This is a genomic window from Varunaivibrio sulfuroxidans (genome assembly GCF_029318635.1).
GTDB lineage: Bacteria > Pseudomonadota > Alphaproteobacteria > Rhodospirillales > Magnetovibrionaceae > Varunaivibrio > Varunaivibrio sulfuroxidans.
In genome coordinates, this window is record NZ_CP119676.1 from 2939789 (window position 1) to 2957580 (window position 17792).

General features: G+C 59.1%; 13 protein-coding genes. 6 read left to right on the forward strand and 7 right to left on the reverse strand.

Annotated features, from left to right (window positions below; all coding sequences use genetic code 11):
* Positions 1-99: 99 nt before the first annotated feature.
* A complete protein-coding gene (locus P3M64_RS13730; protein ID WP_132939102.1) occupies positions 100-2019 on the reverse strand; it encodes a peptidoglycan-binding domain-containing protein in 1920 nt (639 codons plus the stop codon).
* A 132-nt stretch (positions 2020-2151) separates the two neighbouring features.
* Between P3M64_RS13730 and P3M64_RS13735 the strand changes: the two genes are divergently transcribed.
* The 3 genes from P3M64_RS13735 (at position 2152) to P3M64_RS13745 (ending at position 5961) form a co-directional block, all read left to right on the forward strand.
* Positions 2152-3114 (forward strand): homoserine kinase, encoded by a 963-nt coding sequence (locus P3M64_RS13735; RefSeq protein WP_132939131.1) that lies wholly within the window; start codon positions 2152-2154, stop codon positions 3112-3114.
* Between the two features lie 58 nt (positions 3115-3172).
* The gene (gene rnhA / locus P3M64_RS13740; RefSeq protein WP_132939101.1) at positions 3173-3625 is read left to right on the forward strand and encodes a ribonuclease HI; all 453 of its coding nucleotides are present in this window, start codon (positions 3173-3175) and stop codon (positions 3623-3625) included.
* 260 nt (positions 3626-3885) lie between these two features.
* Positions 3886-5961, forward strand: a complete 2076-nt coding sequence (locus P3M64_RS13745; protein WP_132939100.1) for an EAL domain-containing protein — start codon at positions 3886-3888, stop codon at positions 5959-5961.
* 51 nt (positions 5962-6012) lie between these two features.
* Here P3M64_RS13745 and P3M64_RS13750 read toward each other — a convergent pair whose 3' ends face one another.
* Positions 6013-6495: a peroxiredoxin gene (locus tag P3M64_RS13750; protein ID WP_132939099.1), complete on the reverse strand. Its 483-nt coding sequence runs from the start codon at positions 6493-6495 to the stop codon at positions 6013-6015.
* A 109-nt stretch (positions 6496-6604) separates the two neighbouring features.
* Positions 6605-8785, reverse strand: a complete 2181-nt coding sequence (locus P3M64_RS13755) for a protein-disulfide reductase DsbD family protein (RefSeq protein WP_165886317.1) — start codon at positions 8783-8785, stop codon at positions 6605-6607.
* Between the two features lie 287 nt (positions 8786-9072).
* Between P3M64_RS13755 and P3M64_RS13760 the strand changes: the two genes are divergently transcribed.
* Positions 9073-9660, forward strand: coding sequence for a YqgE/AlgH family protein (locus P3M64_RS13760; RefSeq protein ID WP_132939097.1), 588 nt, complete (start codon positions 9073-9075; stop codon positions 9658-9660).
* A 48-nt stretch (positions 9661-9708) separates the two neighbouring features.
* On the opposite strand, the gene P3M64_RS13765 is transcribed toward P3M64_RS13760, so the two are convergent.
* On the reverse strand, positions 9709-10980 hold the full coding sequence (locus P3M64_RS13765) for a M16 family metallopeptidase (protein ID WP_132939096.1): 1272 nt from the start codon (positions 10978-10980) through the stop codon (positions 9709-9711).
* A 7-nt stretch (positions 10981-10987) separates the two neighbouring features.
* Complete coding sequence (gene thrC, locus P3M64_RS13770) at positions 10988-12385, reverse strand: threonine synthase (protein WP_132939095.1); 1398 nt, start codon at positions 12383-12385, stop codon at positions 10988-10990.
* A 202-nt stretch (positions 12386-12587) separates the two neighbouring features.
* On the opposite strand from thrC, the gene P3M64_RS13775 reads away from it, so the two are divergent.
* The gene (locus P3M64_RS13775) at positions 12588-14432 is read left to right on the forward strand and encodes a PhoX family protein (protein ID WP_132939094.1); all 1845 of its coding nucleotides are present in this window, start codon (positions 12588-12590) and stop codon (positions 14430-14432) included.
* Between the two features lie 177 nt (positions 14433-14609).
* Positions 14610-15077: a cytochrome C gene (locus P3M64_RS13780; RefSeq protein ID WP_132939093.1), complete on the forward strand. Its 468-nt coding sequence runs from the start codon at positions 14610-14612 to the stop codon at positions 15075-15077.
* Between the two features lie 159 nt (positions 15078-15236).
* Here the strand turns inward: P3M64_RS13780 and P3M64_RS13785 are convergent, their stop codons facing one another.
* Both P3M64_RS13785 and cyoE read right to left on the reverse strand, forming a co-directional pair.
* Positions 15237-16736 (reverse strand): carboxypeptidase M32, encoded by a 1500-nt coding sequence (locus P3M64_RS13785; protein ID WP_132939092.1) that lies wholly within the window; start codon positions 16734-16736, stop codon positions 15237-15239.
* 12 nt (positions 16737-16748) lie between these two features.
* Positions 16749-17711: a heme o synthase gene (cyoE, locus tag P3M64_RS13790; RefSeq protein WP_132939091.1), complete on the reverse strand. Its 963-nt coding sequence runs from the start codon at positions 17709-17711 to the stop codon at positions 16749-16751.
* Positions 17712-17792: the final 81 nt, after the last annotated feature.

Genomic DNA, 17792 nt, shown 5'->3' on the forward strand with positions numbered 1-17792 from the left:
AATCCTTCTTCACGGTCGGGAAATGAAAAGCCTATCGGCAATTGCGCAATGTAGAGGAGCGCACGATCGCTTACAAGCGTTCAAGCGCCCGGGGGGGCGTCATGGTTCGGCGTTCATCGCGATGCTTTCTATCTCGCTGAGTGCGGCGGCGCTTTTCGCCAGCGCCCGCGCCCGGCCCCAGGACGGCTCAATGCGTTTCGCCTCGTCCAGGGCGCGGGCGAAGGCGCGCCGTGCGCCGGGAATGTCGTTTTCCTGGGCGCGCCGGGTGGCGATATCGGCAAACATCCAGCTCCGGGCGAGCGCGCTTTTGATGCTTGCGCTGGCGGCTTCGGCGCGGGAGGAAATACGCCGGTATGCGTCGTTGTCGCCGCCGGCGGCGCGAATGTCGGCGATAGACCACAGGGTTTGAGCGCGCAGCCGGACGTCGCCGACCGAGCTTGCGGTGCGAAGCGCGCGGGTATTGAGGGTGGACGCTTCGCGGCGAGGGGAGGCGAGATCGGCGATTTCGGCCAGGGAAAGGGCGATATGCGCCAAGGCGTAGGACTTGGCGAAGGGCAGTTTAATTCCTTCGGCTTCCTTGAGCGCGGTGTCGATGGCGTCCTGCGCCGCGGCGAAAGCGCCGGCCTTGGCCTGACTAACGGCGATGGAGGCGTGGATGACCGCGCGGTAGCGCGCCCCGGCGATGGCTTTCGCGGTGTCGAGCGCGCCCGCGGTGTCGCCCGCCAGGACTTGCTGACGGGCGCTGGCCACCAACACCGGCGTTTGTTGTGCCCGGGGTTTGGCGTCACCGCCGATTTTCATGAGACGCAGGGCGATGTCGGGCTGGCCGCCCCTGGCGTAGGCGAGGGCCAGTTGATCGCGAGCATGCGCCCGTTCCCGGGGGGTGGGAAGGCCACGCGCCAGACTCTCGGCGCGCCGAAGGATATCCTCGGCGATGCGTGCGGTCGAGCCGTTGGCGCGCAGCGCAATGGCGCCTAAACGGGCGTAAAATTCAATGCGTTGACGCGAGTTTGGGAACGTCTCGATCAGGGTGCGGGCGCGCGCGATGGTGCGACCCATCGCCTGGGCGTGGGACTTGGCGTGCGTCCGGGCTTGGGATTGAACTTGGGATTGAGTTCGGGATTGAGTTCGGGACCGTGATTGGGCCTCGGCGATGGCGATAAGGGCTTCGATCTTTTTTTGTGGATCGGGAATGATCCGGGCGGCGTTCATGGCGGCGGCGTCCTGCCCCGCTTGAGCTTGTCCTATGGCGATATCGCGCAAGGCGCGCATGATCAAACGGGGATCGTGAATGCGTCGGGCGGCCTCCATGGCGTCATCGGCAATCCCGGCCTTGGCTTGGGAGACCAAAATCTCCCCTAGGGCCCAGTCGCGCATCTCGGGTTTATAGATCGCTTTGGCGCTTTGAAATGCCTCGCTAAGCAGGCAGCGCGGCGTGGGATGGGCGAAGCAGGCGTCGGGGTGGCGCGTGGGGTCCGCCGTCTCTCGGCTGATCCGGTCTCGATCCTCGATCAGATATCGGGTTTCGGGATGGTTACGCAAGGCGTCGCGCGCCTTGATGGTCGAGGCGCGCCGGTTTTTTTCAAGACGGCGCAGCAGGGTGTCTATTTTTTCGCTTTGCTCTATGCGTCGCGCCAGGGTGTCGGTGATTTGTCCGTCGATCGGCAATCCCGTTTTTTTCTGAAATTCGCGCACGGCACGCGATAAGGTTGGACTTTCACGTCCGTCGAGTGGGCCGAGATAGAGGCCCTGGGCGCGTAGGAAATGCTGAATTTTCAATATGGCTTGCTTGGAAAGCGTGGATCCGGGCAACAAAAGCGGCGCGCCGGTGGTTCGCGCGGCATCGTCCATTTGTTTGTTCGCGCTATCCACGCCGTAGGCCGCCCAAGCGTTGGAAAAATGAAGAACCCCGAGCAGGCCGAGGCCTAAAAACACGCCGAGGGCGCCGCGAAGGCCCCGGACATTTTTTTTTCGGCGAACCTCGGCGTAAACTCCGGGGTGTGTCTCCAAATAGCGCATCGTGTGCCCTTGTCGTGGCTTGCCGTCGTCTCGATGATACCCCGCCGTCGTCTCGATACCCCCTTGTCAGAACGATGGAGGGTATCTATGAAAACACAGATCCCCCTTTATCCCCATCCCCGGATTGACCGCATGGCTGTATATACCGAAGTTTCCGATACCGAATTGAACGCCTTCGCCGGGTGCTACGATTTTGGCGAAATCCTCGCCTGCAAGGGGATCGCCGAGGGAATCGAGAATTCGAACTTTCAACTTATTACGGAAACCGGCAACTACATTCTGACACTCTATGAAAAGCGCGTCGAGCCTGATGATTTGCCGTATTTTTTGAACTTGCTGGGGCATCTTTCGGCTAAGGGTATTCCCTGTCCGGTGCCGTTGAAACGGCGCGACGGAAAATCTTTGGGAACCTTGTGCGGTCGTCCGGCGGCGGTCGTGACGTTCTTGGCGGGAATGTGGCCGCGGCGAATCCTGGTGGAGCATTGCGCCGAAGTGGGGGCGGGCATGGCGCAACTACATCTGGCGGGGCAGGATTTTCCGATGCGCCGGGCGAACAGGTTGACGATCGACGCCTGGGAAGGGGTTTTGGCTTCGTGCCGGGGGCGCGGCGATGAAGTGCGCGCCGGGTTGACCGAGGAATTGGCGCGGGAGTTGGCGTATCTGCAGGCCCATTGGCCGAAAGAATTGCCCGGCGGTGTTATTCACGGGGATCTGTTTCCCGATAATGTTTTTTTTCGCCACGGACGCCTTTCGGGGATTATTGATTTCTATTTCGCCTGTAACGATTTTTTCGCCTACGACGTTGGGATATGCTTGAACGCCTGGTGCTTCGAGGCCGACAACAGCTTCAACATCACCAAGGCGCGGCGGATGTTGAGCGCCTACCGTCGTCACCGCGACTTTTCCGAACGGGAGTTGGCGGCGCTGCCTTTGATGGCGCGCGGTGCGGCGATGCGTTTTTTATTGACCCGCCTTTATGATTGGTTGAACACGCCGCAGGATGCTTTTGTCACGCCGAAAAACCCATTGGAATATTTGGCGAAACTGCGATTTCATCAAGAAGTGAGCCACCCGTCGGATTATGGCCTCGAATAAGCGCGGCGCGTGCGAAGGAATACAACCTCAAGAGATTGACTCAAGGGATTGAAAAAATATGAGCGAAGCGCCGGCAAAATCCGTCGAAATATACACCGATGGGGCATGCAGCGGGAACCCTGGCCCCGGCGGTTGGGGCGCCCTGCTGCTTTGGAATGGTAACGAAAAGGAACTGTTCGGTGGCGAGGACGCTACGACCAACAATAGAATGGAGCTGATGGCCGCGATCCGCGCGCTGGAGAGCCTGAAGCGCCCGGTCGGCGTGATCGTTCATACCGACAGCACCTATGTCCGCGACGGGATCACCAAATGGATCCATAACTGGAAGCGAAACGGATGGAAGACCGCCGCCAAGAAGCCGGTTAAAAACGCCGATTTGTGGCGGCGTTTGGATGCCGCGCTTTCGCGCCACGACGTGGCGTGGCGTTGGGTCAAGGGGCACGCCGGGCACCCCGAGAACGAGCGCGCCGACGCCCTCGCGCGCCGGGGCGTCGTGTTAAACCCCGACTAGGGTCAGGACCTCTTAAATCTGATGCGTCCAGGCGCCGCGTGTTGATTTTTTAGTTTTCCACGTTCGTGGAAAATATATCAGAGTCTTCACATATGAACGCATTTTCATGTACAATTGTTTTATAAAGGTCGGTTTGCGGGGGGATTTCGGCCCAATTGTTCTCGCGGATCGATTTGCTAGGCCGTCTTAAGTATTTTTCGCGAACGATTTGTCCGTGTGCGGTCTGGCTCCGCGTGCGCCCTGGGAAAAAGACTCGAAATATGGATGGCATGAAGGACATGTACGATGTGCCGATCGATGAACTGACGGACGGTGGCGCGCGCCCATTTGAGTTTCTTGACCACATAGGACAGGGAATCGCGGTCTTTGGCGCGGATAGAAAGCTGAAGGTCTTCAATCGTGCATTTTACCGGGCGTTGGATATTCTCCCCCCCGATATTAGTGTCGGCATGTATGTCGATGACCTCATCCGTCAAATGTCATTGCGTGGCGACTACGGTCCCGGCGATCCCGATGGGCATATCGGGCGCGGCCTGGAGTTGATAAAAAAATGCGACGCCGCTTTTTTGTTGCCCAAGGAGTACGATGGGGCGGACCTTGACGGCGTGATTAACGCGTTGAGTGACGGCGGGTTCGTCATTCATTACGAAAAGGCCGGCGACGGCCCCTTTGAAGACGATGCCTTGACTTTGTTCGATCTGGTGGGGCAAGAGTTTTACGCCTTCAATGCGCAAACGCTTCTTTTCAGTCACGTCAACAAAACCGCCCGGCGTAATCTGGGATACGCCCTGGATGAATTGCGCCGGATGACCCCGCTCGATCTGATGCCGACCTTCACCGACCTTCAGTTCCGCCAGATGTTGGGTCGCCTCTTGGAGGGTGAAAAGGACATCCACATTTTCGAAACGGTGCTGATGCGTGAGGACGAAACGTTGTATCCGGTGGAGGTGCATCTGCAACATCATACCTCTGGCGGGGGTGGGGGATTCATCGCCGCCATTCAGGATGTCACGGATCGCAAGGAGGCGGAGAAAACGATTTGGCAGCAAGCCAATTACGATTCTTTGACCGGGCTTCCCAACCGGGCTGTTTTTTTTGATCGCTTGGAGATGGCCCAACTGCAGGGCGACCGCGATCACCGGATGGTGGCGCTGCACTTCCTCGATCTCGATTTTTTCAAGGACGTTAACGATAGCGAGGGTCATGGCGCGGGCGACGCCCTCCTGGTGGGGGTGGCGAAAAAACTCAAATCGGTCATCCGCAAAACCGATACCGTCGCGCGCCTGGGAGGGGATGAATTCGCCGTGATTCAGCCCTCGATCCGCCATGTTGACGATGCCGAACTGCTGGCGAAAAAGATACTCAAGGGGTTGAGCGAGCCTTTTCAAATTGGTGCGAAAAACATCTTCATCGGGGGGAGTATCGGGATTACCGTCTACCCGCTCGACGATCAAAATCCCGAAGAACTTCTGCGCAACGCCGACATCGCTATGTATGAAGCCAAGTCCAGAGGGCGCAACACCTTCGCCTTCTATGACATCAATATGAGCGACATCATTCGTTCGCGTAACGAGATGGAGCAGGACCTACGTCGCGCCTTGGAAAACAAGGAATTTTATCTGCTTTATCAGCCCAAGGTGCTGAGCAAGGATGGTGAAATTGTCGGCATGGAAGCCCTCATACGTTGGAATCATCCGGAACGGGGCAATATCCCTCCGTCGGACTTTATCCCCCTGGCGGAAAAAAGTGGCCTGATCGTTCCCATCGGCGAATGGGTCCTGCGCACCGCGGCCAGCCAAAATAAGGCGTGGCAGGATATGGGTCTGAAGCCGTTGGGTGTCGCCGTGAATCTATCGGCGGTTCAATTTCGCGACGATTATTTGGTCGGCATGGTCGCCGATATTCTCGACGAGGTGGGATTGGATCCCCAATATCTCGAATTGGAAATTACCGAAAGCACGGCCATGGATGACGCGAGCAAGACGGCGGATATCCTGGATCACCTCACGCAGCTTGGCGTGAAGATATCCCTGGACGACTTTGGCACGGGTTACTCTTCGTTGGCGTACCTGAAGCGGTTTCCTTTGGACCGGATTAAAATCGACATGTCTTTCGTGCGCGACATCATCAGCGACGGCAACGACGCTGCGATCGTTAACGCGGTCATTAACCTCGGTCGCGCCCTAGACATGATGGTCACCGCCGAGGGGGTCGAGACCCAGGCTCAGCTCGCCCATCTCAGCGCCAACGGCTGCGACGAGGTGCAGGGTTTTTACTTTAGTCGTCCGGTTTCCGCCGAACAATTTCCAGCGCTTTTATTGCGCGGAAAAATCTAAGATACAATCCCGGTCCGCGCCTCCCGTGACTTCATTCCAAATTTCCCGTCTTCAAAGAGACGACAAAATGGCCTCGGCGCTTGTGAATTCGAACGTTCCGGCGGGGTCGATTTCGACGCGTTCAATGACGCCGTCGTTGACCACCAGGGCGAAGCGCTGGCAGCGTAGCCCCAGGCCCTTGCCGGTCAAGTCCAATTCCATGCCCATGGCCTTGGTCAGTTCACCATCGCCATCCGCGATCATGCGCACGGTATCGCCGACGCTCTGGTCCTTGCCCCAGGCGCCCATCACGAAGGCGTCATTGACCGCCATGCAAATCAGGGAATCGATCCCTTTTTCGCGCAGGCGCTCGGCATGTTGGACAAAACCGGGCAGGTGATGCGCCGAGCAGGTCGGCGTGAACGCACCCGGTATGCCGAACATGACGACGCGTTTTCCCTTGAACAGTTCGTCCGTGCTCACGCCCTGGGGGCCATCGGGGGTCATCTCGTAGACGGTTGCCGTGGGAATGGCGCTTCCGGGGGTTATGGTCATGGCGTGCTCCCTCTTTAAAATGAAATAAGTCGAAACCTCGTAGACAAAGATAGTCGGACATTGGCGCGGAACAAGCCGGGGGGCGTCTGCGCGGCTATTTATTTTCCCCTCAGCGTTTATGCAGGGCGGCCGCGTTCAATGCGTTCAGAACGGCGTCCGTGGTCAGCAATTCCGGGAGCACTACCCCCTTGGGCGCGCCGGGTCCGTAAACGATATTGAAGGGGATGCCGTAACGGTCGTAGCGCGACAGAAACCGGGCGATGGCGTCGTTGGGTTGCGTCCAATCGGCCTCCATGGCGATGACGTCGGCGGCCTCCAAGCGTTTCATGATGTCGTCCTTGGAGAGCACCAGCGCCTTGTTGGCCTGACAGGTAATGCACCAGTCGGCGGTTACGTCAACAAAGACCGTCTTGCCTTGGGCGACCAGTCGGGAGATGGCGGCCTCGTCGAAGGGCTTCCATAGGGCGTTCAGAGCCGGCGTGGATTGAGACTGGGGTGTCGCGGGGCGTAAAAACGCCATCGTGGGGACAAGGAAAGCGACGATGAACAGGGACAATAATGCGGCCCAGCCGGCGGGCGCGAAGCGTTCGGGTAGCCGTTTGTGCAGCCAAAGCACGCCGATCGATGTCGCCATCAACGCGCCGATGAGGATTGCCGCCGTGTCGCCGACTTGCGCCTTAAGGACGCTCAACAGCCATATCGCGGTTGCCGCCAGGACAAATCCGAGGATGCGGCGCAGGACCTCCATCCAGCGTCCCGGTTTGGGTAGTCGCGTGGCCAGCCGGGGAAAGGCCGCGACCAGAAGATAGGGTAGGGCGAGGCCGATACCGAGCACCGCGAAAATGGCGAAAATCTCGGTTGTTCCGCGTGCTAGGGCGAATCCCACGGCGGTGCCCAAGAAAGGCGCGGAACAGGGGGTCGCCAACAAGGTGGCGAAGGCGCCGCTGAAGAAATGGCCAGCCAGGCCCTGATGGTCGCGCCCGCCGGTCCCGATGGCGGAAAACGCATAAGGCAGGCGAAACTCAAAAAATCCCCACAGGTTACCGGCGAAAAGGGTGATGATGACGGTCATTGCGATCAGGAACCAGGGCTGCTGAAATTGAATTCCCCAACCGATGACGGTTCCGGCGGCCTTCAGTCCGGCCAACGCGCCCGCCAGCACCAGAAAGGAAGCGACGATCCCCGCCGACGTGGCGATGAAACTGAGGCGCACGTCGCGTACGTCGCCGCCGCCGTGGCGGACGACACCGAGGAGTTTGATCGATAGGACGGGCAACACGCAGGGCATCAAATTCAAGATCAACCCGCCGAGCAAGGCGAGCCCGAGGATGGCCAACAGGGAAACGCCTCCGGTATGCGCGGGGCCCGTGGCAAGGGGCGCGCCCGCCTTCACCGTGGCGTCGCTCTGCGCGGAAAGTGGAGGGTCCACGACGGTCAATGTAATTTTACGTCCCGTGAAGGGGGCGCTTAGGTATTTGACCCCCTCGACGGGAACGTCCAGGATTGCGTCCACACCGTTGAGAGTCGTTTTCGGGGCGGAAAAAACCAACTCCGACGCCCCTTCGATGAAAACGTCGGGCGAAACGAAGGGCGTGCGCGCCGTGGCGGTAATGCGCAGGATCCCCTTGTCGGGATCGTTTGGGTCGGGGCGAAAAATCGCGGATTTTACCGCGATTGGCGCGGCGGCGCCGGTGAGCGGAACTTGCGAGACGTATTGTTGAATAAGGTGCGCTTCGGCCGACGGCGCGCCGGGGCCGCTGGGTACGTTCAAGGTGATGTTGGCGGTATAGGGGACGCACAGTTCCGCGCAGGCCAAATAATCCACTTTGGCGTGCAGGACGAGCGGCTTGGTGGGGTCGGTGATGCGGGCGCGGATGGGCAGCACGACCTCGTTCTTGTAGCCCATGGTCTCGAAACCGAGGACGGAAAATCGCTTCGGGTGCGGCCATATGAAGTGCGCGCCGTCGAGGTTTTGCGATCCGGACCAATCGATCCGGGGCGGGTAGCCGGCGTCTCCCGGCGCGCGCCAGTAAATTTTCCAGCCTTCCTTCAGCTTGAAATGCAGACCTAGGGTAATCGCCGACTTGTCGCCGGTGGCGATGCGTTCGGATTCCAGACGTACAGTGGCGTATTGTTCGCTGGACCATGGCGATGCCAGCGAGGGTGCGCCTTGCGCATCGGCGTCGTTGACGGGGACGCCGATCGTCGTTACGACCGCCAACGCGGCGGCAACGATCAGGGAAAAGCGGCGTAGAGTGCGAGGAAATAAATTAAAGACAAACGTGGCCATGGCGTCGGCGTAACTCCCCTGAAGGGGAGGTGCGCGCTCCCCGATACGAAAAAAAGTGTCACGGGTGACGATAGGGGAAGAACATGGCGAAATCATGCCTAAAGCTGTTGGAATCGCCCCGTTCACGATGTGTTGATGAAAAATAATGGGCGGAATGGCTTCGTTTTTTTGTTTTTCTTCCTATCTTTTGACTATCGGACGTATACTGCCGAACACGGTATGTGTCGATCGTATTGGCGCAAACGCGCCGAAACGGGGGTTTTTTTGTCAGTCGGTGGTGTGAAACGATGGCGCAAACACAGGAAAATGCGGAAAAACAATCTCCCTATCTGGCGGGAAAACTGTTGATCGCCATGCCGGGAATGGATGACCGGCGTTTTGAAAAAACGGTTATCTATCTGTGTGTTCACAATGCGGATGGGGCCATGGGATTGGTGTTGAACCGCACCCTCGACGAGGTTTCCTTCGATGGACTGCTCGAACAAATGAAGATTGAGGTGGCCCATCCTTCGGAAAATATCGCCGTCCATTTTGGCGGACCGGTCGAATCCGAACGGGGTTTCGTGCTCCACAGCCCCGACTACATGCGCGATTCGACGATGGTCGTGGACTCCGCCGTCGCCATGACGGCGACCCTGGATGTTTTGCGCGCCATCGCCGAGGGACACGGCCCAAAAAACAAGGTGTTCGCCGTTGGTTATACCGGGTGGGGTCCGGGTCAATTGGACCGGGAATTGCTCGACAACGGCTGGATGGCGGTCGATGCCGATACGACGTTGGTTTTTGGTGACGATCAAGACACCAAATGGGAACGGGCCTTCGCTAAGATCGGCGTCGATGTGCGAATGCTCAGCGAGTACGCCGGGCACGCCTAGCGCGCCGTCCGCCCGCGCCCCGATGCGTCCCGATGCGTCCCGGGGGCGTCACGTCAGGCGGGCGCAAATTTTCTCGAACGATTCGATTTTCGAGACCGGACCCAGGGCGGTCAAGGTCGGCAGGCTGGACGTTAGGCGCTCGGCGGCGCGCCCGACGGCCTTTTCATCGACGGCGTCGATCTTCGCGATCATTTCCGCGCTGTCCAGGACACGGCCATAGATCAGGGCGTGTCGGGCGCACTGTTCGCTGCGCGCGCTGGTGCTTTCCATGGCCATCAGGATGCCGGCCTTCAGTTGGGCGCGGGCGCGGGCGATTTCCTCCGCGCTGACGAAGGTGCGCGCTTTTTGGATTTCCGCACAAATCAGGGGCATCAATGTTTGGGCCTCCTCTTCGCCGGTTCCGGCATGGATGGCGAAGGCGCCGCCATCGTCATAGGCGGTCAAGAAAGAATAAATGGAATAGACCAGGGCCTGTTTTTCGCGTATTTCCTGAAAAAGACGAGACGACATGCCCCCGCCAAGGAGGGTGGAAAACACCGACGCGGCGTAATAATCGGGGTCGTCGAACGACACGCCTTCGAACCCGAGTATGATTTGAACCTGCTCCAGATCGCGGTACTGACGGAATTCGCCGCCCTGGTAGCGGGATTTTTGCGGCGGCGCGACGGTTTCCCGAACGTCGCCCGATGCACGGGGGAAAGCGTTCTCGGCCAACGCCACAAGATGGTCGTGATCGATCTTGCCCGCCGCCGATAAAATCATGCGCGAAGGAGTGTAGTACCGCGTCATGTAGTCCCGAATGGATTTTCGGGGCATGGCGCGCACGCCTTCGCTCGAACCCAGCACAGGCCACCCTATCGGTTGGTCGGGAAACGCGGCGGTCTGAAAATAATCGAAAACGATGTCTTCGGGGGTATCCACGGATTGGGAGATTTCCTGCAAAATGACGCTGCGTTCGCGTTCCAATTCTTCCGCGTCCAACCGGGCGTTTTGCACGATATCGGCGATGATATCGACAATTAGCCCCAAGTCTTCCTTCAGCGCCTTGGCGTAGTAAGCGGTATTCTCGCGCGAGGTATAGGCGTTGATTTGTCCGCCGACGTCTTCGATTTCCTGGACGATCGCCTGGGCCGAGCGCCGCGCCGTCCCCTTGAACGTCATATGTTCGAGGAAATGGGATACGCCGTTGATCGGCAGCTGTTCGAAGCGCGAGCCCGCTTCGATCCAAATTCCCGCGGAGACGGTCTCGACACTGTCCATGGGGTCGCTGAGGACGCGCAGACCGTTGTCCAGGGTCGTGATGCGGATGGTGCGGGTCATGAAAAACCTATTGTGGTTCGATATGATGAACGATGTACTCGCGCAAGACGTCAAGGTCGTTGTCCAAGGCGTCGGCGCGTTCCTCGCGCGTCATCAAATCAGCCAGGCGTTTCGGTAATTCGGGATAAACGCCGCAGGCGTCGTGAACCGCATCGGGGAATTTCGCCGGGTGGGCCGTCGCCAGACAAATCACCGGGGCGTCGCCGGGTTCGCGAACGGCCCGCGCCGCGCCGACGCCGATCGCCGTATGAGGGTCGAGAAGTTCGCCCGTTTCCACGTATACCGCGCGCATAATGCCCTTCGTTTCGGCGTCGTCGAAATATTCGCCGTCGAACAGGTCAGTGATTTTTTTGAAAATCTCGGGGGGAACGGCGTATTCGCCCTTGTCTCGGAAATCGGCCATAAACGCGCGCACCCGCGCCGGATCGCGATCGCAGACTTCGAATAAAAGGCGCTCGAAATTACTTGAAATCTGGATATCCATGCTCGGGCTGATGGTCGGGCGAACTCCCTTTGGAGTCATTTTCCCCGAGCGAATGAAGCGGATCAGGATATCGTTGCTGTTGGATCCGATGATGAATTTTTCGATCCCCAACCCCATTTTCCGGGCACCGTAAGCGGCGAAAATGTTGCCGAAATTTCCTGTCGGAACGGCGACCTGGATCTTTTTCTCCGGCGCGCCGATCCGCGTCGCCGCCCAAAAATAGTAAACGATCTGGGCCATGATCCGCACCCAGTTGATCGAGTTGACCGCCGACAGGTGGATACGGTCGCGGAACTCAAGATCGTTGAACAGCGCCTTCACGGCATTCTGACAATCGTCGAAATTACCTTTGAAGGCGATGTTATGCACGTTTTTCGAAAGCACCGTGGTCATTTGGCGGCGTTGAACGTCGCTGACCCGACCTTCGGGGTGGAGGATGAAAATCTCGATACTGTCTTTATCGCGGCACGCCGCGATCGCCGCCGATCCGGTGTCGCCCGAAGTTGCGCCGACGACGGTGATTTTCGATCCCCGTTCGCCGAGGACGTGATCGAACATGCCGCCCAGGAACTGTAAGGCCACGTCCTTGAACGCCAAGGTCGGCCCGTGGAACAATTCGAGCAGCCATTCGTCGTCGCTCAGGCGTTTGAGGGGCGCGATCTCGGGATCGTCGAAATTTTCGTAAGCCGTTTCGATCAGGGCCTTCAAGTCGTCCATGCCGATCGCGCCCTCGACGAAGGGCGCGATCACCGCCGCGGCCACGTCCCGGTAATTCATCCTCGCCATGGCGGCGATGTCTTGCGGGGTAAACCGTGGCCAGGTTTCGGGAACGTACAGACCGCCGTCGCGGCCGAGGCCGCTCAACAACACGTCGTCGAAAGAAAGGGCGGGGGCCTGTCCCCGGGTGCTGATATATTTCACGGGCAACCTTGCTGTCACGAACAATCGAGCACCCGGTATAGTCCGGGTGGGCGCAAATGGCAATTGCCGACGTCGCGCGGGCCGCCTTCGCGAACGTGAAGCGCGGCGGGAAACATCAAACTGTAACACGATCGCGTTAGGTCTTTTTCTCGCAAGCATCATCGCGTGACCAGGCGCGCGGTGTCATTTATCTGGAGGGAAAATGATGCAAAGAACGATTAAGAATTTCATGGCGGCGGGGATATTCTCCGCCGGTGCGTTGATGTCGTCGAGCGCGCTGGCCGCCGGCGGCGTCGCCGCGGTCGAATTCATCGGCATGCCCGCGCCGACGACCGCCGCAAAGATGACCAAGACCTACAGCGACGCCAAGGTCGAGGTGCGCTATGCCGACGGTCGGGTGGAAACCAAGAATCTGGACTATGTCACGCTGTTCAACAATATCGACAAGGTCGGCTCGAATCCGAACGAGGCGGGCCAGCTCTATGACGTCAAGGGCGCGCCGATCAAGGATATGAACGGCGATCCGGTGGTCGCCGAGACCCCCGACGCCAACAGCTTGCTGATGCTGCCGGGCGGCGATGTGTACCTCGTCACCCACTGGGAATACGATTGGCTGCTGAAAAACGGCGAGATCGCCTACAAGGCCAAAAACTGGTATTCGCGCATGCCGATGAGCATGTCGTTGACCAAAATTTCGCAGGACGTCGCTAGCGGGCGGCTGAAGGCGGTCGATCAAAGCAACGTCGATTTTTCCGGGGTCGGCGGTTTGTGGATTCCCTGCGCGGGCTCGCAATCGCCCTGGAATACCCACCTGGGGTCCGAGGAAGATTACGATCTGTTCAAACGCTCGAAGGTCGATAAGGCGATCAAGGGCCTTAGCGATCTGTATTTCGATGGTCAAAAGAAAGCCAACCCCTATCAGTACGGACATATCGTCGAGGTCAGCGTGAACCCCGGCGGCGAAACCCAGGTGGTCAAGCATTTCGCCATGGGCCGCGCCAGTTGGGAAAAATCTCGGGTGTTGTCGGACGAACGGACCGTCTATTTCGGCGATGACGGCGCCTATACCGGCTTGTTCATGTTTATCGCCGATCGTCCCGGCGATCTCAGTGTGGGCACGCTATACGCGGCGAAGTGGAATCAGGTTTCCGACAAGCACGCCGGCGAGGCGAAGCTGACTTGGATTCGCCTCGGTCATGGCTCCGACAGCGAGATCGAGAAGTTGGCCAATCAGGAGAAATTCTCCGGCAGCGAAAGCACGATTTTCGAATTCGCCGACGAACCCAAGCCCGGCTTCAAGCGCATCCGCGCCGGCCTGAAGAAGAAAGACGAGTTCGTGCGCCTGCGCCCGGGCAAGGAAAAAGCCGCGGCTTTTCTGGAATCGCGGCGCTATGCGGCTTATCTCGGGGCGACAACGGAATTCAATAAGATGGAAGGCGTCGCTTTTGATCCGACCAACCGCACGGTTTATATTGCGATGTCTTACATGGAAAAGGGCATGACCCCGCACGATGGCGGTCCGAAGGACGACATTCGTATTCCGAAACTCAAGGCGGGTGCAACCTTTGCCTTGACTTTGGATAGGGGCGTTAAGGACTCCGAAGGGCGTCCGATCGACAGCGATTTGGTCGCCGTGTACATGGGCGGTGTGCCCGAACTGGTCGGCGTCGATATGGCGAAAATGGACGCCATGGGCAACTCCGCCGAACTCAACAAGGTGGCCAATCCCGATAACCTGTATTTCTCCGACAAGATGCGCACGCTGTTCATCGGTGAGGACAGCGGCATGCACGCCAACAATTATCTGTGGGCGTTCAATGTCGATAGCCGGAAGCTGTCGCGTATCCTTTCGACCCCGATCGGTGCCGAATCGACCGGGCTCCAGGTGGTCGAGAACCTGGGCGGGCACGCCTACATCATGAGCAACTTCCAACACGCCGGAGAGCGCGTCGATGTCGCCGACAAGGCGCTGAAGGCGGAGATCATGCAAAGGACCGACCGGCAAAAAGCGTCGGTGGGGTACATCGGGGGCATCCCCGGTCTCTAAGCTCTCGATCCTGGCAAGAATGGGGGCGGGGGGAGACATCCTTCCGCCTTCTTCTTCATGGGGTTACCCATTCACAGGGTTACCCACGTCTCGTCCGCTGCGTTCAGGATATGTTCAGCGCCCGCCCGTTAGGGTGCCTCTTATTTAAGAAATCACCAACGCAAAGGACCGACGACCATGATGAAAAAGCTCTTGGCCATAGCTGTGATTTTACCGGCGCTCGCCGTATCGTCGCTGGCGTGGGCGGATAACGATAACGACGAACGGGGAAATAAGGTGGGACAGGCGAGCATGGTAGTCTCCGATGCGATCACCAAACACGAATGTTCGGCGTGTCACATGCCCTATCCTCCGGCTCTTTTACCGGCTCGCTCATGGAAAAAAATCATGACCAACCTGAGCAATCACTTCGGTGAAGACGCCTCGTTGGATAAAAAAACGCGTATTCATATCGAACGCTACATGATGGCGATGGCGCCGCGCAATGGTGGTAATGATTCGCTGCGGATCAGTAAACAGCGTTGGTTCGTCGGCACCCATCGCGGCGTCGAGGCGCGTTATGTGGGACCGGGCAAGCGGGTGCAGACCATTTCCAACTGCAAGGCCTGCCACAGCGGTGCGGAAAAGGGCTGGTACGGCGAGTGACGTCGGACAGACCGTTTTAGGACGGCGGGAGGTATCCCGAGAGAAGCTATCCCCCCCGAGAGAAGCTATCCCAAGACAGGGGGCGCCGGAGAAATCCGGCGCCCTTTGGCGTGTGGGAGCATTCGGGAGCATTCGGGGGCGGTGTCCGATCGGACCGTCTTACGTCGCTTCCAGGTAGCGCGCCTTGAGATGATTTTTGAAGATGTCGGCGTCGAGCGCTTTTCCCGTCGCCGCGGTAATGATATCCGTGCTCGATGCGCTGGACGCCCGTTCGTGGACGTGGCTTCGCAGCCAGCCGAGTAGGGGCGCGAAGTTCCCCCGGGCGATAGCGTCCGGCAATCCGGGTTGCGCCTTTCGGGCGGCGTCGAACAACTGGGCCGCGGTCATCGCGCCCAGGGTGTAGGTCGGAAAATAGCCCCACGCCCCGTCATACCAATGAATATCCTGTAGGCACCCCAGGCGATCGTTGGGTGGGGTGATCCCGAGCAGGGCGTGCAGGCCCTCGTTCCATGCCCCGGGCAGTTCTTCGAGGCGCATGTCGCCGCCGATCAGGGCCTTTTCCAAACGGTAGCGTAAAATCACATGGGCGGGATAGGTCACCTCGTCGGCGTCAACGCGGATGAAACCCGGCTCGACACGGGTGTATAGGCGCGCCAAGTTGTCGGCCGTCCACGCCGGCCCTTGGGCGTCAAAGGCTTTGCGCATTATGGGCGCGGCGAAACTGAGGAACTGGAGCGAACGGCAGGCCTGCATTTCCATCAGCAAGGACTGACTCTCGTGCAAGCTCATGCCGCGCGCCTTGCCGACGGGTTGGCGGCTCCATTGCGTCGGCAGTCCGCGTTCGTACAGGGCGTGCCCCGTTTCATGGATGACCCCCATGAGAGAAGAGGCGAAATCGTCTTCGCTGTAACGGGTGGTAATGCGCACGTCGTCGGGAACGCCGCCGCAAAAAGGATGGAGGCTAACGTCGAGCCGACCGTGTTCGAAATCAAAGCCCAAGGACTTCATGATCGAAAGGCCCAACCCGCGCTGTCGGTCAATGGGAAACGGGCCGTCCAAGGGAAGGGGTGCGGGCTTGCGCGCCTGGACGTCCATGACATCGGATAGGAAATCGGGAAGAAAGGCTTCGAGGTCGGCGAAAATAGCGTCGATATCGTGGGCGCGGCCATCGGGCTCGTACTCGTCGAGCAAGGCGTCGTACACCGAAACGCCTAATTTTTCCGCCTTCGCCGCGCCGACCTCGCGGGTCAGCGCCAGCACCTCCTTCATGAACGGCAGGACGCGGGCGAAATCGTTTTCCGCGCGGGCGCCGCGCCATACCGTTTCGCATGCCGAACAGGCGCGCGAGAGCGCCTCGACCAGGGTGTCGTCGATGGCCGTGGCGTGAACCCAGCGTCGGCGCATTTCGGTGATATTGGCGCGCTGCCATGGGTCGAGGTCGCTCTGCGTGGCCGCCGCGCCGAGAAGATCGGCCATCTCGGGCGCGCAGAGCATGGCGTGGCCCAGGGTTTTGAGAACGGCCAACTGTTCGGCGCGGCTTTCCGCACCGCCGGCGGGCATCATTGCCGACATGTCCCAGTGCAACATGGCCGATGCGCCTTCCAGCGCGTCGAGGCGCGCGAACCGCGCTTCGAGGTCTCGATAGGGTGTTTTTTGCATCAATGCGTCCGTTTAGCCGATCAGGCGATCCAGAGGAAAGTAGATCGTCTTGTCTAGCAAAAGGGCGGCGAAGATCAAAAACAAATAAAGGATGGTAAAGAAAAACATCCCTCGTGCGCGCCGTTCGTCGGTGTCGCGAAGCAGGCATACGGCGTGGCGGATCAGGCACGTTCCCAACGCCAGCGCCGCCAGGGCGTAAAAAATGCCGGACAGTCCGATCAACGTGGGGATCAAGGTCACCGGCGTCAGCAAGAGGGTGTACAGAAGAATCTGGATTTTTGTTTTTCTCGCGCCGACCACGACGGGCATCATCGGAACGCCGACTTTCTCATAATCGCCACGCCGAAAGAGCGCCAATGCCCAGGTATGCGGCGGCGTCCATAAAAAGATGATGGCGAACAAAATGCCCGACGCGAAGGTGAACTCGCCGGTCGCCGCGACCCAGCCGATCATCGGCGGGAAGGCCCCCGCCGCGCCGCCGATAACGATGTTCTGCGGGGTGCGCCGTTTCAGCCAGATGGTATAGACGAAGATATAGTAAAAAATGGTGAACGCCAGGAGTCCAGCGGCCCGGGTTTCGACGAACATATACATTACGGCGACTGACGCCACCGCCAGGATGACGCCGAACGTCAAGGCTTTGTCCGGTTCGATTTTCCCCGCCGGAATGGGACGCTTTTTCGTTCGTTCCATAGCGATATCGATGTCGCGGTCATACCACATGTTGATTGCGCCCGATGCGCCCGCGCCGACGGCGATGCATACAATGGCGATCAACGCCTTTAGGGGATCGACCTGTACCGGGGCCAGCATCATACCGACCAGGGCGGTGAAGACGACCAGCGCCATGACGCGTGGTTTCAAGAGATTGGCGTAGTCCGCCATGCGAAAGCGGATGCTGTCGCGTTCGGCGGCGACCGTGCCGATACCTTCGGCCAGGCCGTTTTTGTGTGTCGTGTCTTGAGATACGATCATTGTGCTCTCCCTCCCCTGGGTACAAATCCCGTGATTGGAACCCTATTGTTTTCGTACCGGTCCCTTGTGCCGCCAGGCCTA

Excerpts from the sequence above, each read along its gene's own strand:
- P3M64_RS13730 (WP_132939102.1), bottom strand. The coding sequence starts at position 2,019 with ATGCGCTATTTGGAGACACACCCCGGAGTTTACGCCGAGGTTCGCCGA.
- P3M64_RS13735 (WP_132939131.1), top strand. The coding sequence starts at position 2,152 with ATGGCTGTATATACCGAAGTTTCCGATACCGAATTGAACGCCTTCGCC.
- rnhA (WP_132939101.1), top strand. The coding sequence starts at position 3,173 with ATGAGCGAAGCGCCGGCAAAATCCGTCGAAATATACACCGATGGGGCA.
- P3M64_RS13745 (WP_132939100.1), top strand. The coding sequence starts at position 3,886 with ATGGATGGCATGAAGGACATGTACGATGTGCCGATCGATGAACTGACG.
- P3M64_RS13750 (WP_132939099.1), bottom strand. The coding sequence starts at position 6,495 with ATGACCATAACCCCCGGAAGCGCCATTCCCACGGCAACCGTCTACGAG.
- P3M64_RS13755 (WP_165886317.1), bottom strand. The coding sequence starts at position 8,785 with ATGGCCACGTTTGTCTTTAATTTATTTCCTCGCACTCTACGCCGCTTT.
- P3M64_RS13760 (WP_132939097.1), top strand. The coding sequence starts at position 9,073 with ATGGCGCAAACACAGGAAAATGCGGAAAAACAATCTCCCTATCTGGCG.
- P3M64_RS13765 (WP_132939096.1), bottom strand. The coding sequence starts at position 10,980 with ATGACCCGCACCATCCGCATCACGACCCTGGACAACGGTCTGCGCGTC.
- P3M64_RS13775 (WP_132939094.1), top strand. The coding sequence starts at position 12,588 with ATGATGCAAAGAACGATTAAGAATTTCATGGCGGCGGGGATATTCTCC.
- P3M64_RS13780 (WP_132939093.1), top strand. The coding sequence starts at position 14,610 with ATGATGAAAAAGCTCTTGGCCATAGCTGTGATTTTACCGGCGCTCGCC.
- P3M64_RS13785 (WP_132939092.1), bottom strand. The coding sequence starts at position 16,736 with ATGCAAAAAACACCCTATCGAGACCTCGAAGCGCGGTTCGCGCGCCTC.
- cyoE (WP_132939091.1), bottom strand. The coding sequence starts at position 17,711 with ATGATCGTATCTCAAGACACGACACACAAAAACGGCCTGGCCGAAGGT.